General features: G+C 71.8%; 11 protein-coding genes. 5 read left to right on the forward strand and 6 right to left on the reverse strand.

The features are described from left to right. Positions 1-466 precede the first annotated feature (466 nt). Genes BR98_RS22210 through pdhA form a run of 3 tightly spaced genes read right to left on the reverse strand, consistent with a single transcriptional unit; the run spans position 467 to position 3,887 of the window. A complete protein-coding gene (locus BR98_RS22210; protein WP_035853406.1) occupies positions 467-1,756 on the reverse strand; it encodes a dihydrolipoamide acetyltransferase family protein in 1,290 nt (429 codons plus the stop codon). A 5-nt stretch (positions 1,757-1,761) separates the two neighbouring features. Continuing rightward, entirely contained in the window at positions 1,762-2,724 is a 963-nt protein-coding gene (locus tag BR98_RS22215; protein WP_051971137.1) for an alpha-ketoacid dehydrogenase subunit beta, read from the reverse strand. 29 nt (positions 2,725-2,753) lie between these two features. Beyond that, positions 2,754-3,887 carry a pyruvate dehydrogenase (acetyl-transferring) E1 component subunit alpha gene (pdhA, locus tag BR98_RS22220; RefSeq protein WP_035847177.1) on the reverse strand — a complete coding sequence of 378 codons (1,134 nt, stop codon included), beginning with the start codon at positions 3,885-3,887 and terminating at the stop codon, positions 2,754-2,756. A 184-nt stretch (positions 3,888-4,071) separates the two neighbouring features. On the opposite strand from pdhA, the gene BR98_RS22225 reads away from it, so the two are divergent. Next, positions 4,072-4,593 carry an Lrp/AsnC family transcriptional regulator gene (locus BR98_RS22225; protein WP_051970055.1) on the forward strand — a complete coding sequence of 174 codons (522 nt, stop codon included), beginning with the start codon at positions 4,072-4,074 and terminating at the stop codon, positions 4,591-4,593. Between the two features lie 30 nt (positions 4,594-4,623). Here the strand turns inward: BR98_RS22225 and BR98_RS22230 are convergent, their stop codons facing one another. Continuing rightward, entirely contained in the window at positions 4,624-5,205 is a 582-nt protein-coding gene (locus BR98_RS22230) for a TetR/AcrR family transcriptional regulator (protein WP_035847179.1), read from the reverse strand. A 122-nt stretch (positions 5,206-5,327) separates the two neighbouring features. Between BR98_RS22230 and paaN the strand changes: the two genes are divergently transcribed. Continuing rightward, positions 5,328-7,010: a phenylacetic acid degradation protein PaaN gene (paaN, locus tag BR98_RS22235; protein ID WP_035847180.1), complete on the forward strand. Its 1,683-nt coding sequence runs from the start codon at positions 5,328-5,330 to the stop codon at positions 7,008-7,010. 104 nt (positions 7,011-7,114) lie between these two features. Here the strand turns inward: paaN and argS are convergent, their stop codons facing one another. Next, complete coding sequence (gene argS, locus BR98_RS22240) at positions 7,115-8,866, reverse strand: arginine--tRNA ligase (protein ID WP_035847181.1); 1,752 nt, start codon at positions 8,864-8,866, stop codon at positions 7,115-7,117. Positions 8,867-8,965: 99 nt separating this feature from the next. Then, positions 8,966-10,168: a bifunctional glycosyltransferase family 2/GtrA family protein gene (locus BR98_RS22245; protein WP_035847182.1), complete on the reverse strand. Its 1,203-nt coding sequence runs from the start codon at positions 10,166-10,168 to the stop codon at positions 8,966-8,968. A gap of 103 nt (positions 10,169-10,271) precedes the next feature. Here BR98_RS22245 and BR98_RS22250 point away from each other — a divergent pair, with 103 nt between their 5' ends. The 3 genes from BR98_RS22250 to BR98_RS22260 all read left to right on the forward strand — a co-directional run bounded on the left by BR98_RS22250 (position 10,272) and on the right by BR98_RS22260 (position 15,379). Continuing rightward, a complete protein-coding gene (locus tag BR98_RS22250; RefSeq protein WP_035847183.1) occupies positions 10,272-11,786 on the forward strand; it encodes an FAD-dependent monooxygenase in 1,515 nt (504 codons plus the stop codon). Between the two features lie 63 nt (positions 11,787-11,849). After that, positions 11,850-12,749 (forward strand): oxygenase MpaB family protein, encoded by a 900-nt coding sequence (locus tag BR98_RS22255; RefSeq protein ID WP_035847184.1) that lies wholly within the window; start codon positions 11,850-11,852, stop codon positions 12,747-12,749. Between the two features lie 209 nt (positions 12,750-12,958). Continuing rightward, entirely contained in the window at positions 12,959-15,379 is a 2,421-nt protein-coding gene (locus tag BR98_RS22260) for a protease pro-enzyme activation domain-containing protein (protein WP_051970056.1), read from the forward strand. The last annotated feature ends 73 nt before the right edge of the window (positions 15,380-15,452 follow it).

Raw genomic sequence — 15,452 nt, forward strand, 5'->3', positions numbered from 1 at the left:
GTGGTGGCCACCACCCTGAGAACGATCAAGGTTCTCCGGTCTGCTGTCCGCCTCCGCCGCCTCCGGGTGAGGGGCGGTGTGACGACCTGCCCCAACAGGTACCCGCTTGACGACAACCTGTTCAGCCCGGGTCTGCGGGACATCCGTACGCGGGAAGCGGCCCACAAATGCGAAGCATGTAGCCGTTGCGTGCTGAAGAAAAACCGCTCTTTACGAGGCGGTCGACCGTGAGACCGCACAGGCCGCCTGGATTTTCCGATGGACGAGAGTGTCGGCGAGCACTGTGGCCACCTCTTCTACATCCACAAGAGAAAGGTGCAAGAGGTGTTGTAGATCTACAACGCCATTTGTTGTAGATGAGGAGGCCCACTCGAACCACTGTAGATGGGGCGGATTCGGGCCCGGCTTTGCTGCGGCGGTCTTCATGATGACCGCCGCAGCCTTGGCTTCCGTGTTCCCCTGCTGTTCAGACCTGCCGCAGCAGCATCCCCGGTCGCTCCACGCAGTCCGCGACGAACCGCAGGAAGCCGCCCGCCGTACCGCCGTCGCAGACCCGGTGGTCGAAGGTGAACGACAGCTGGGTGACCTGACGGACCGCCAACTGCCCCTCGAACACCCAGGGCTTGGGCGTGATCCGGCCGACCCCGAGCATCGCCGCCTCCGGGTGGTTGAGGATCGGGGTGGAGCCGTCCACGCCGAAGACGCCGTAGTTGTTGAGCGTGAAGGTGCCACCGGTCAGCTCGGCCGGAGTGAGCGAACCGGCCCGCGCGGAAGCCGTCAACCGGCCCAGCTCGGCGCCGAGTTGCTCGGTGGTCAGCTGCTGGGCGTCGCGCACCACCGGGACCACCAGGCCGCGCTCGCTCTGCGCGGCGAAGCCCAGATGGACCGCCTGGTGGCGGCGGATCGCCACCGGGTGGCCGGTCGGGTCCAGGTCCACGCTGGTGTTGAGCTCCGGGTGGCGGGCCAGTGCGGCCACGCAGATCCGGGCGAACAACGCGAGCAGGCTGACCTTCGGGGCGTCCGGTGCCTGGTTCATCTGCGCGCGCACGGCCAGCAGTTCGGTCGCGTCCGCGTCCACCCAGACGGTGACCGCCGGAATCTCGTGGTGGCTGCGGGTGAGCTTCTCCGCCACCGTGCGGCGCAGGCCGCGCAGCGGCACCGACTCACCGGCGGTTGCGGCCACCGGGGCCGCCACAGCCACCGGAGCAGTCGCGGCCCTGATCGCCCGCTCCACGTCGGCCCGCATGATCAGACCGTCGGGGCCGCTGCCGGTGAGCGCGGTGAGCTCGACGCCGTTCTCCCGGGCCAGCTTGCGCACCAGCGGCGAGATGACGGCGACCACGGCGGGAGCGGGAGCGGGTGCGACAGCAACCGGCGCGGCCACCGGCGCGGCGACAGGCGCACCGCCCACCCGCCGCCGGCGCGAGCCCTTGCCGCCCTCGGCCACGCCGTAGCCCACCAGGGGGCGCTCGTTCTCCGCCTCCGGCATGGGCACCTCGGCCCCCGGTTCCGGCGAGACCGCCACCGTCACCAGCGGCTGCCCGACCTCGCGCTCCTCCCCCACCTCGCCGAAGAGCGCGGTGACCACCCCGCCGTACGGGCAGGGCACCTCCACCACGGCCTTGGCGGTCTCCACCTCCACCACCGGCTGGTCCACGGCGATCACCTCGCCGACCTCCACCAGCCAGCGCACCACCTCCGCACCGGTCAGCCCCTCGCCCAGGTCGGGCAGGGTGAACTCGCGCACGATCGGCATCACGGTCACTCCTCCCACTGCAGTTTGGCGACCGCGTCCAGGATCCGGTCCACCCCGGGGAGGTGGTGGTGCTCGAGCATCGGCGGCGGGTACGGGATGTCGAAGCCGGTGACCCGCAGCACGGGGGCGGCCAGGTGGTGGAAGCACCGCTCGGTGACCCGGGCGGCGATCTCGGCGCCGACGCCGCCGAAGCCGGTCGACTCGTGCACGATCACCGCGCGGCCGACCGAGCGGACCACCTCGCAGACCGTCTGGTCGTCGAACGGCACCAGCGAGCGCAGGTCCAGCACCGCGAGGTCCCAGCCCTCGGCCTTGGCCGCCTCGGCCGCCTCCAGGCAGACCGGCAGCGAGGGGCCGTAGGTGATCAGCACCGCCGAGCGCCCGGTGCGGCGCAGCACCGCGCGGCCCACCGGCGCGACCTCGGCGGCGGTGTCCAGCTCCGCCTTGGACCAGTAGAGCCGCTTGGGCTCCAGGAAGATCACCGGGTCGTCGGAGGCGATCGAGGCGCGCAGCAGCCCGTAGGCGTCGCCGACGGTGGCCGGGGTGACCACGTGCAGGCCGGGGGTGCCCGCGTAGTACGCCTCGGAGGAGTCGCTGTGGTGCTCGACCCCGCCGATGCCGCCGCCGTACGGCACCCGGACGGTGATCGGCAGCGCCAGCTTGCCGGCCGTGCGGTTGCGCATCTTGGCGACGTGCGAGACGAGCTGCTCCATCGCCGGGTAGGCGAAGGCGTCGAACTGCATCTCCACCACCGGGCGCAGCCCGTACATCGCCATGCCGATGGCGGTGCCCAGGATGCCCGCCTCGGCCAGCGGGGTGTCCAGGCAGCGGTCGGCGCCGAACTCGGCGGCCAGGCCGTCGGTGATCCGGAAGACGCCGCCGAGCTGGCCGACGTCCTCGCCCAGCAGGTGCACGGTCGGATCGGCGCGCATCTCGTCGCGCAGCGCGGCGTTGAGCGCCTGCGCCATGGTGGCCGTACGGGCAGCGGTCACAGTGGTCACCGGTCGCCCTCCGCTGCCAGCTCGGCCGCCAGCTGCTCGGCCTGCTCGCGCAGTTGGGTGGTCGGCTCGGCGTACACATGGGCGAACAGGCTCGCCGGGTCGAGCTGCGGCTCGGCGTGGAACTCGGCCCGCATCCGGGCCGCCAGTGCCTCCGCCTGCTCGCTCGCGCTGCTCACGGCGGCCTCGTCCAGCAGTCCGAGGGCCTTGAGCTGACGCTCCATCAGCAGCACCGGGTCGTGCTCCTGCCAGGCCGTCACCTCCTCCGACTGGCGGTAGCGGGTGGCGTCGTCGGCGTTGGTGTGCGCCTCCAGCCGGTAGGTCAGCGCCTCGACCAGGGTCGGGCCACCGCCGCTGCGGGCGCGCTCCATCGCCTCAGCGAGCACCTCGTGCACGGCCACCACGTCGTTGCCGTCGACCAGTCGGCCCGGCATGCCGTAGCCGACGGCCTTGTGGGCCAGGCTCGGGGCGGCGGACTGCTTGGTGAGCGGGACGGAGATGGCGTAGCCGTTGTTCTGCACCAGGAAGACCACGGGGGCGTTCAGCACGGCGGCGAAGTTCAGCGCCTCGTGGAAGTCGCCCTCGCTGGTGCCGCCGTCGCCGAGCATGGCCAGCGCCACCACCGACTCGCCGCGCAGCCGGGCGGCGTGCGCCAGGCCGACCGCGTGCGGGGCCTGGGTGGCCAGCGGGGTGCAGAGCGGGGCGGTGCGGGTGGCCCGGGGGTCGTAGCCGGTGTGCGCGTTGCCGCGCAGCAGGGTGAGGGCCTGCAGCGGGTCGACGCCGCGGCCGACCACCGCGAGGGTGTCGCGGTAGCTCGGGAAGAGCCAGTCCTGCTCCTGCAGGACCATCGCGGCCGCCACCTCACAGGCCTCCTGGCCGGTGGAGGACGGGTAGACGGCCAGCCGGCCCTGCTTGGTGAGGGTGGTGGCCTGCTGGTTGTAGCGGCGGCCGACCACCAGGCGGCGGTACAGCTCGCGCAGCAGGTCGGGGTCGTACTTGTCCAGGCCGGTGGTGCCGAGCACCCGGACCGGGGAGTCGTCGGGCAGCAGGGGTGCGGGATCGGTCCGGGGGCCGGTCGCACCGGGCAGCCAGCCGGGCACCGGCATCGTGGGCCGGTGGTCGAGGACGGTCATCTGGGCACCTCCAAGGGGTGGGGGAGGGCAAGTGGGGAGCCGGGTGACTGAGCGGGGGATTGCCTCCCAACCGATTGTTCGGTTGTCTTTTCATTGTGGCCACAGCGCGTGGAAGGTGCTGGACAATCGGCCGTCACAGCAGTCTGCTGAAAGCAGCACGTCCATCATCGGAGGGCTGGGGGACATGGGCGCTGAACAAATGGCCGGACCGGGTGGCAGACCCCCGCTACCGGCCCAGGCAGTGCAGCCGGCGCAGGCCGAACGGGGCCTGGACCGGGTGGACCGGTCGATCCTGCGCCTGCTGCAGCAGGACGGCCGGGCCTCGGTGCGCTCGGTCGCCGAGCGGGTGCACGTCTCGCGGGCCAACGCCTACGCGCGGATCGCCCGGATGATGGAGGACGGGGTGATCCGCGGCTTCACCGCCCGGGTCGACCACGAACGGGCCGGGCAGAGCGCCAGCGCCTACGTCACCCTGAAGATCGTCCAGAACTCCTGGCGGAGCGTCCGCGACCAGCTGCTGGAGCTGCCGGGGGTGGCGCACATCGCGCTGGTCGGCGGCGAGTTCGACGTGCTGATGCTGGTGCACACCGCCGACAACCGGGCGCTGCGCGAGCTGGTGCTGGGCAGCGTGCAGTCGATCCCGGGGGTGCTCTCCACCCAGACCCTGCTGGTCTTCGAGGAGACCGACCGGGTGCCGCCGACCTAGGGCCTGTCCGGCCCTGGTCGACCGGGGCGGCTACGCCCGCAGGCCGTCGAAGGCCAGGTGGACCACCGCGTCCGCCACCCCGTCCGTGTGCGAGGTGCCCGGGCGGTACCACTCCACGATCGAGTTGATCATCCCGAAGAGCAGCCGGGTCGCCAGTCGGGGCTCCACGTCGGCGCGCAGCTCACCGGCCGCCACCGCCTCCCGGACCAGCTCCGCCACCCGGTGGTCGAAGTCCCGTCGCCGCTCCAGCGCCCACTGCTCGGTGCCGGTGTTGCCACGCACCCGCAGCAGCAGGGTGACGTACGGCAGCTCGGCCATCAGCACCTCGGTGGTGCGCCGCACCACGTGCTCCAGCCGGTCCACCGGGCGCCCCTCGACCGCCGCCGGCTCGTCCAGGATGCCGAACAGCCCGTCCAGCGCCCGGCCGACCGCCAGTCGCAGCAGCTCCTCCTTGCCGCGCACATGGTGGTAGATCGAGGACTTGGAGATCCCGGCCGCCCGCGACAGGTCCTCCATCGAGGTGCCGTCGTAACCACGCGTGTTGAAGACCTGCACCGTGACCGCGAGCAACGAGTCGACGGTGTACGTGGTGCGGTTCGGGTTCTCGGCCATACACCTGAGTATCCCCGGCGCGTTCCCGGCTCCTCACCCGGGCGGCACTCTTGACCCGACCGATCGTTCGGTTACGCTGAGGAGCGTCAGCACCGGACTGTCATTTTCCTGAGGAGCGCCAGATGGCCCCCGTCGACGAACTGATCGAGCGTCACAAGGACACCCTCTCCCGGGCGCTGACCGCGCTCGCCGAGCGGGACTACTGGTCGCCGTACCCCGAGTTCCCCAAGGCCTACGGTGAGACCGGCCAGGCCGACGGACAGGCCGCCTTCGACTCGCTGCTCGGCAGCCCGTTCGCGCTGCCCGGCCACCCGGCGGCCGGCGACCTGGTCGGCACCGAGGTCTCGCCGTACGGGATCGAGCTGGACATCAGCTACCCGCGCGCCGAGGTGGACGCGCTGCTCGCCGCCGCCGCCACGGCCGCCCCCGGCTGGGCCGCCGCGAGCCCGGCCGCGCGCGCCGCCGTCTGCCTGGAGATCCTGGCCCGGATCAACGCCCGCTCGCACGAGATGGCCCAGGCCGTCATGCACACCACCGGCCAGGCCTACGGGATGGCCTTCCAGGCCGGCGGCCCGCACGCCCAGGACCGCGGCCTGGAGGCGGTGGCCTACGCCTACGCCGAGCAGGCCAAGCTGCCCGCCAAGGCCGGCTGGACCAAGCCGCAGGGCAAGCGGGATCCGCTGGTGCTGTCCAAGGAGTTCATCACCGTCCCGCGCGGCACCGCGCTGGTGATCGGCTGCAACACCTTCCCCACCTGGAACGGCTACCCGGGCCTGTTCGCCTCGCTGGCCACCGGCAACCCGGTCGTGGTCAAGCCGCACCCGCGCGCGGTGCTGCCGCTGGCGCTGACCGTGCGGATCGCCCGCGACGTGCTGGGCGAGGCCGGCTTCGACCCGAACCTGGTCACGCTGGCCGCCGAGCGCGACCGCGAGGGCGTCGCGAAGACGCTCGCGCTCCACCCGGACGTGCGGATCATCGACTACACCGGCTCCACGGAGTTCGGCGACTGGCTGGAGCAGAACGCCAAGCAGGCGCTGGTCTACACCGAGAAGGCCGGCGTCAACATCGTCGTCATCGACTCCACCGACGACTACAAGGGCATGCTCAACAACCTGGCCTTCGCCCTCTCGCTCTACACCGGCCAGATGTGCACCACCCCGCAGAACATCCTGATCCCGCGCACCGGCGTCGACACCGACCAGGGCACCAAGTCCTACGACGAGGTGGTCGCCGACCTCGGCCGCGCGATCGAGGGCCTGCTCGGCGACGACGCCCGCGCCGCCGCGATCCTGGGCGCCGTGGTCAACCCGGCGGTGCTGCAGCGCAGCGCGGCCGCCGCCGGCGGCGAGTACGGCGACCTCGCGCTCGCCCCGCGCGTGGTGGAGTCCGCCGAGTTCCCCGGCGCCACCATCCGCACCCCCGCCCTGGTCAAGGTCGAGGCGCACAAGCCGGACGACCGTGCGCACTTCCTCACCGAGTGCTTCGGCCCCGTCTACTTCGCGGTCGCCGTCGACTCCACCGCCGACGCCGTCGAGCTGCTGCGCCAGAGCGTCACGGAGAACGGCGCGATGACCGCCACCGGCTACACCACCTCCCCCGAGGTGGACCAGCAGCTCGTCCGGGCCTGCCTGGACAGCGGCGTCTGCCTGTCGCTCAACCTCACCGGCGGCGTCTACCCCAACCAGACCGCCGCCTTCTCCGACCTGCACGGCACCGGCGCCAACCCGGCCGCCAACGCCGCCTACACGGACGCCGCCTTCGTGGCGAACCGCTTCCGCGTGGTCGAGGTCCGCCGCCCGGCCTGACACCAGGTCACACGGTCAGCGGTGGGCCCCTCCCGTCACCGGGCAGGGGCCCACCGGCCGTCCGGGGGAATCTCCTCGCGCCGCCGTCCGGGGCAGCGGCCCCGCTACATCCGTTCCGGCGACTGCAGGCCGAGCAGGTCCAGCCCCTTGGCCAGGGTCTGCGCCGTCAGCCGGCACAGCGCCAGCCGGTTGGTCCGCAGGCCCGCCGTCTCCGCCTTGAGGACGGGGCAGGCGCCGTAGAAGTCGGTGAGCGCCTTCGCGAGGGAGAACAGGTAGCCGCAGAGCCGGTGCGGTTCCAGTTCGGCCGCCACCTCGCGCAGCACCGCGTCGAAGCCGTCGAGCAGCAGGATCAGCGCGCGCTCCGCCGGGTGCAGTGGCGCGGTCGGGTCGAGCGGCGAGGCCGACGCCTGCGCCGGCGCCTTGTCCAGGATCCGCCGGACCCGGGCGTGCGCGTACTGCAGGTAGACACCGGTGTTGCCCTGCAGCGAGACCATCTGCTCGATGTCGAAGACGTAGTTCTTCGCCCGGGAGCTCGACAGGTCCGCGTACTTGACCGCGCCGATGCCCGCCGCCCGGATCACCGTCTCCAGCGCCTCGCCGCCCAGCTCGTGCGGCTTGTCCGCCACCGCCCGGCGGGCACCCTCCACCGCCGCGTCCAGCAGGTCGGCGAGCCGCACGGTGGTGCCGGACCGCGTCTTGAACGGCGTCCCGCCCGGGCCCATCACCATCCCGAACGGCACGTGCACCACCTCGACCGGGTCCGTCAGCCAGCCGGCCCGCCGAGCGGTGGCGAAGACCATCTGGAAGTGCAGCGACTGCCGGGCGTCGACCACGTAGAGGATCCGGTCGACCCGCAGCTTCTGCAGCCGGTACCGCAGCGCGGCCAGGTCGGTGGCCGGGTAGCCGTAGCCGCCGTCCTTCTTCCGGACGATCAGCGGCACCGGAGCGCCGTCGGGCCCGGTGACGTCCTCGAAGAAGACGCACAGCGCGCCGTCGCTCTCCACCGCGACACCGGCCTCGACCAGCTCCGCCACGACCTCGTCCAGGAACGGGTTGAAGGCCGACTCGCCGACCACGTCCTCGGGCGTGAGCAGCACTCCGAGCCGGTCGTACACCTGCTGGAACGCGTGGGTGGAGACGGCGACCAGCTCCCGCCAGACCGCCAGCGTCGCCTCGTCGCCGGCCTGCAGCGCGACCACCCGCAGCCGGGCCCGCTCGACGAACTCCGGGTCGGCGTCGAACTTCTGCCGCGCCGCCCGGTACAGCCCGTCCAGGGCGCTGACCCGCTCGCCCGGACCGCCCTGCTGCCAGCCGGCCTCGGGGTGCTCCTCGAGGTACTGGATCAGCATGCCGAACTGGGTGCCCCAGTCGCCCAGGTGGTTCTGCCGGACCACCTCGGTGCCCAGGAAGCCCAGCACCCGGACCAGGGCGTCCCCGATCACGGTGGACCGCAGGTGGCCGACGTGCAGCTCCTTGGCGATGCCCGGCGCCGAGTAGTCGACCACCGTCCGGGTGCCGCTCAGCGGCTCGCCGACGCCCAGCCGGTGGTCCGCGAGCCGGGCCCCGACCTGCGTCCACAGCTGCGCGTCGCTGACCCGCAGGTTCAGGAACCCGGGCCCGGACAGGGTGGCGCTGACGGCGCCGTCGGCCAGCTCGGCGTGCAGTGCCCGGGCCAGCTCGCGTGGCGGCCGACCGGCCTGCTTGGCCAGTGAGAGCGCCACGTTGGACTGGAAGTCGGCGTGCTCGGAGGGTCGGACCAGCGGGTCTCGCTCGGACAGCTCCGGCGGCAGGACGCGGGCCATGGCGGCCGCCACGGTCTCCTCCGCAAGGCTCATCACGGCAAGTACCTCGGTCACTGGACTACCTCTCCGGCGGGCACGGACGATCCGTCGCCAACGTGCCCGGAATGCTAGGGGTACCGACCACCGGCGCACCTCCGAATTTATGCCGGTGATCTATTCGCGCCCCCGACCGGCCCGCTTCGGGTTGAACACCCAGACCCGCAGCAGCCCGAACCGCACCAGGGTGGCCACGGCGTTCGCCAGCACCAGCGTCAGCAGCTCCGTGGTGTGCGAGGCGCCCGGTGCGGCCGTGCCCAGCAGGGCGATCGCCCCGCTGCTCAGCGCGAGCCCGATCAGGAACGCGATGCCGCCCTCCACCTGGTGCTTCAGCGCGTCCTGAGCGCCCGTCACGCCGAAGGTGAAGCGCCGGTTCGCGGCCGTGTTGGCCACCGCGGTCAGCGCCTGGGCCAGGAAGTTCGCCGCCAGCGCGGGCATCAGCTGACGCAGCGCCAGGTAGAGCAGCACATAGGCCGCCGTGGACAGCGCGCCGACCACCGCGAAGCTCGCCAACTGCCAGCCCAGCCCGGGCGGCAGCTTGGCCTGCCGGACCCGCACCGGCAGGTCCACCCGGCCCCGACCGGCCAGTGAGCGGCGGGCCACCCGGGCCATGCCGCGCAGGTCGTCGAGGACGGTCCGGACGATGTCCACCCGGCTGTCGGGGTCGTCCACCCAGTCCACCGGGACTTCGTGGATCCGCAGGCCGCTGCGCTCGGCGAGCAGCAGCAGCTCGGTGTCGAAGAACCAGGCGTTGTCCTCCACCTCGGTGAGCAAGCGCTTGATCACATCACCGCGAGCGGCCTTGAAACCGCACTGGGCGTCGGAGAACTTGGCCGCCATGGTGGCGCGCAGCAGCACGTTGTAGGTGCGCGAGATGAACTCGCGCTTCGGTCCGCGCACCACCGCCGAGCCACGGTGCAGGCGGCTGCCGATCGCCAGGTCGCTGTGCCCGGAGAGCAGCGGGGCGACCAGCGGCAGGAAGGCCTCGAGGCCGGTCGAGAGGTCGACGTCCATGTAGGCGACCACGTCCGCCTCGCTCGCACCCCAGACCTGGCGCAGCGCCCGGCCCCGGCCCTTGAGGTCCAGGTGGACGGCCCGGACCTGCGCGAACTCCGAGGCGAGCGCGGTGGCCACCGCCCAGGTCCCATCGGTGCTCGCGTTGTCGGCGACGGTGATCCGGAAGGGGTAGGGGAAGGTCTCGTCCAGGTAGCCGTGCAACCGGCGCACACAGCGCTCCAGCACGTGCTCCTCGTTGTAGACCGGGACCACCACCTCGACCAGCATGGTGCGCGTGACGACGGCTGACTCTGTCACTGTCATGCGAAGGAGATTCACAGTGCCGGATGGGCCCGCGATGATGGGAAGCTGAGAGGGGACTGAAAACCCTTCGCAGGAGCGCCGGAGCGAGTACGGGGAGATGTGCATGACCGACCAGCTGACCGAGTCCGATGTCGTGGTGGTCGGGGCCGGCCCGACCGGCCTGCTGCTCGCCGGCGACCTGGCGGCGGCCGGGATCCGGGTGACCCTGCTGGAGAAGCGCGGCAAGGAGTCCAACCTGACCCGTGCCTTCACCGTGCACGCCAGGACCCTGGAGCTGCTGGACGCCCGCGGCCTGGCCGAGGACCTGATCGCCACCGGCTCCACGCTGGGCGAGCTGCGCCTGTTCGGCCGGCTCCACCTGGACCTGGGCAAGCTGCCCAGCCGGTTCCCGTTCGTCCTGATCACCCCTCAGTCGCAGACCGAACGTCTGCTGCAGGAGCGGGCGTTGAAGGCGGGCGCGACACTGCTGCGGGACCACGAGCTGACCGCGCTGCGGCAGGACGCCGAGGGCGTGACCCTGGAGGTGGCCACCGAGGAGGGCAGCCGGCAGCTGCGCGCCAAGTACGTGGTCGGCACCGACGGGGTACGCAGCACGGTCCGGGAGCTGGTCGGCATCCCGTACCCGGGCGAGTCGGTGGTCAGCTCGGTGCTGCTGGCCGACGTCCGGCTGGAGCGGGCGCCCAGCGGCGTGCTCACGGTCGGCGCGACCGAGGACGGCTTCGGCTTCCTGGCCCCGTTCGGCGACGGCTGGTACCGGGTGATCGCCTGGGACCGGACCCGCCAACTGCCCGACGACGCACCGGTGGAGCTGGCCGAGATCGCCGACATCACCCGCCGCACCCTGGGCGCCGACTACGGCCTGCACGACGCCCGCTGGATGTCCCGGTTCCACAGCGACGAGCGCCAGGTGCCGAACTACCGGGACGGCCGGGTGCTGCTGGCCGGCGACGCCGCGCACTGCCACTCCCCGGCCGGCGGCCAGGGCATGAACACCGGGCTGCAGGACGCCGCCAACCTGAGCTGGAAGCTGGCCGCGGTGCTGAAGGGCTCGGCGCCCGACAGCCTGTTGGACAGCTACCAGGAGGAGCGGCACCCGGTCGGGAAGATGGTGCTGCGCACCTCCGGCGGGCTGATCCGGCTGGCGCTGGCGCAGAGCACGGCCACCCGGGCGGTCCGCTCGGTGGTCACCGCGCTGGCCGACACGGTCAGCCCGTTGATCTCCCGGGGGGCCCGGATGGTCTCCGGGATCGGGATCAGCTACCCGGCCGAGCGCGGCGCGCACCCGCTGGCCGGGCGCCGGGTGCCGGACCTGCGGCTCGCGGTGGACGCCCCCGGGCGGCCCGCCCGGCTCTACGAGGCGCTGCGCGAGGGCCGGTTCGTGCTGGTCAGCGCGGACGAGCGGGCCCCGGGCGCACCGTTCAGCGGGCTGGAGCAGGAGGCCAGCGCCCCCTGGGCCGACCGGCTGGTGCGCGCCGCGCCCGCAGACCCGCACGGCAAGCTGCGCTCCACCGTGCTGCTGGTCCGCCCGGACGGCTACGCGGCCTGGGCGGCCGCCGACCCGAGCCGCGCCGAGCTGCGCGCGGCGCTCACCCGCTGGCTGGGCGCACCCGCCGACTGAGACCGGACGGACGGGATCTGAGCCCTGCTCAGGTCCCGTCCCGCTGTGCGACCATACGGCGCTATGAAGCGCTTCGACCGTCTGCGTCAGATCCGCCGGCTCGACCCCGAGCGGGACTTCCTGGAGATCTACCGCCTCACCGCGACCTACGAGTTCCCCTGGGACCACACCCGGGCCCTGGAGCTCGCCCTGTACCGCACCTACGCGGTGCCCAGCATCGGCCGCCTGCTGGACGAGACCGCCGAGCTGACCGACCGCTCGCAGAAGCGCTACGACGACACCTCGCTGCTGCTCGGCGCGGTCACCGAGCACGGCTTCGACACCGAGCGCGGGCGCACCGCGATCCGTCGGATCAACCAGATGCACCAGCGCTACGAGATCAGCAACGAGGACATGCGGTACGTCCTGTGCACCTTCGTGGTGATGCCCAAGCGGTGGATCGACGCCTACGGCTGGCGCCGGCTCAGCGAGCACGAACTGCGCGCCACCGCCGCCTACTACCGCCAGTTGGGCAAGCTGATGGGGATCAAGGAGATCCCGCAGCGCTTCCAGGACTTCGAGGACTGCCTGGACGCCTACGAGGCCGCGCACTTCGGCTGGGACGAGGGCGCCCGCCGGGTCTCCGACGCCACCTTGGACCTGATGGCCTCCTGGTACCCGAGCCGACTGCGCCCGCTGGTCCGCAAGGCGAGCATGGCGCTGCTGGACGAGCCGCTGCGCCGGGCCTTCCGCTATCCGGACCCGTCGCCGGCCACCACCGCCGTGGTGACCAGGGCGCTGCGGCTGCGGGCCCGGGTGGTGCGCGCGCTGCCGCCCCGGCGGGCCCCGCACTTCGCCCGGCAGAACCCCGAGGTCAAGGGCTACCGCTACGGCTTCCGGATCGCCGATCTCGGCACATTCCCGCCGGCCGCCGGCGGCGGCTGCCCGGTGACCGGTTACCGCGCAGAGGACCAGACCAGTTAGTCGTAAAGGTCCGGATCGGCGCATTAACTGTATAAAAACGCCGCTATTCAGTTCAGATTCCACTTTTCCACACTTGACTGTTCTTTGGCATTTCATTACCTGCCTTTGGGTCAACTCACAGGGAATTTCTGGGATGTTCTTCCAAGCGTTCACGACCCCGGAACGCTATGACCCCTTGCCGGTCCCCATGCCGGCCGGAGGAGGAGCCCGTGCGTCCCCGTAGCCTCGCCCTCGCAGCGTCGATAGCCCTGCTGCCGCTGACGGCCGCCTCCCTGGGCCTCAGCAGCGCCCAGGCCGCCACCACGCCGAACGCCGCGGCCCCGCGCGTCGCGCTGCCCAACACCGTGACCCCGGCGGTGGCGCACTCGCAGAAGAAGGGCGACGTCGCCGCCGCCGAGCAGCTCTCGGTGGCCGTCGGCCTCAAGCTGCGCAACACCGCCGACCTGGACAAGTTCCTGGCCGACGTCGCCAACCCGGGCTCCTCGGTCTACGGCCAGTACCTGACCCCGGAGCAGTTCGCCGCGCGCTACGCCCCGACCCAGGCCGACATCGACCACGTGGTCCGCTACCTCACCTCGCACGGCCTGACCGCCACGGTCAGCGCCAACCGCCAGGTGGTCGACGTCAAGGGCTCCGTCGACCAGATCCAGGCCGCCTTCGCGACGCACGAGAGCGCGTACTTCGACGCCGACGCACAGCGCAACTTCTTCGCCAACGACGCCGCCGCCTCGCTGCCGAGCGACGTGGCCAACCTGGTCGAGGGCGTCAGCGGCCTGAGCAACCACACGGTCCGCACCACCCGCCTGGCGAAGCCCAACAACGCGACCCCCAACGCCACCCCGAGCGGCTTCGGCCCGAGCCAGTACGACGGCGCCTACAACCTGAACAAGGTCGGCGCGGACGGCACCGGCGTCAAGGTCGCGCTCTGGGAGTTCGACGGCTACAAGTCGTCCAACCTCAGCACCTACGACACCCAGTTCGGCCTGAGCGGCCCGGCCGTCAGCACCGTCTCGGTGGACGGCGCCAACTACGACAGCGCCCCGGGCCAGGGCCAGGGCGAGGTCGAGCTGGACAGCGAGATCGTCCGCGGTGTCGCGCCCAAGGCCACCCAGCTGGTCTACGAGGCCCCCAACAGCGACCAGGGCGAGATCGACATGGCCGCCAAGATCGTGGCGGACAACCAGGTCTCGGTCATCTCCATCTCGTGGGGCTCCTGCGAGCCGGACACCGTCGCCTCGGTGATGACCACCGTCTCCAACTCCTTCAAGCAGGCCGCCGCCCAGGGCATCTCGGTCTTCTCCGCCTCCGGTGACGACGGCTCGCGCGACTGCACCCGCTCGACCAGCGGCTCCACCGTCAAGGCGGTCGACTACCCCGCCTCGGACCCGTACGTCACCGGTGTCGGCGGCACCAACCTCAAGGTCTCCGGCACCACCTACTCCTCGGAGAGCGCCTGGAGCACCGCCGGTGGCGGCGTCTCCACCCAGTTCTCCAAGCCCGCCTGGCAGACCGGCACCGGCGTGACCGGCACCATGCGCACCGTGCCCGACGTGTCGTCGAACGCCGACCCGCAGAGCGGCTTCGCGATCTACACCCAGGGCACCAGCGCCCCGGGCTGGCAGGTCTACGGCGGCACCAGCGCCGCCGCCCCGCTCTGGTCCGGCTACATCGCGCTGTTCAACCAGAAGGCCAAGGCGGCCGCCAAGCCGAACCTCGGCGAGGCCAACCCGGCCATCTACAAGGTCGCCAACGGCACCTCGTACGGCACCACCTTCCACGACGTGAAGACCGGCGCCAACCAGGACTTCTCCACCAAGACCGGCTACGACCAGGTCACCGGCTGGGGCACCCCGGTCGCCGACGCGCTGACCACCGCCCTGCTCGGCGGCTCCAGCTCGACCGGCAACACCGTGACCGTCGCCAACCCGGGCAACCAGAACGGCACCGTGGGCACCGCGGTCTCGCTGCAGGTCAGCGGCACCGACTCGGCTGCCGGCCAGACCCTGAGCTACTCGGCCAGCGGCCTGCCGGCCGGCCTGTCGATCAGCACCTCGGGCCTGATCAGCGGCACCCCGACCACCGCCGGCACCGCCACCGTGACGGTCACCGCGACCGACACCACCGGCGCCACCGGCTCCACCAGCTTCACCTTCACCGTCGCGGGCGGCTCCACCGGCTGCACCCCGGCCCAGCTGCTCGGCAACTCCGGCTTCGAGACCGGCTCCGCCGCCCCGTGGACCACCTCCAGCGGCGTGGTCGACAACTCCTCCTCCGAGGCCGCGCACGGCGGTAGCTGGAAGGCCTGGATGGACGGCTACGGCAGCAGCCACACCGACACCGTCTCGCAGACCGTCACCATCCCGGCCGGCTGCAAGGCGACCTTCAGCTTCTGGCTGCACGTCGACACCGCCGAGACCGGCAGCACCGCGTTCGACAAGCTGACCGTCACCGCCAACGGCACCACGCTGAAGACCTACTCCAACGTGGACGCGGCCGCCGGTTACACCCAGCGCACCTTCGACCTGTCCGCCTACGCCGGCCAGAGCGTCACCCTCAAGTTCACCGGCGTCGAGGACTCCTCCCTCCAGACCAGCTTCGTCATCGACGACGCGACCCTGAACGTCGGCTGAGAGCAGCTGAGCGCGGTGACAACTGCGCGTCATTATCCGGTAGCTCGCTGACACCAATTGGCGGGAAATCCCA

The organism is Kitasatospora azatica KCTC 9699 (genome assembly GCF_000744785.1).
Classification (GTDB): Bacteria; Actinomycetota; Actinomycetes; order Streptomycetales; family Streptomycetaceae; genus Kitasatospora; species Kitasatospora azatica.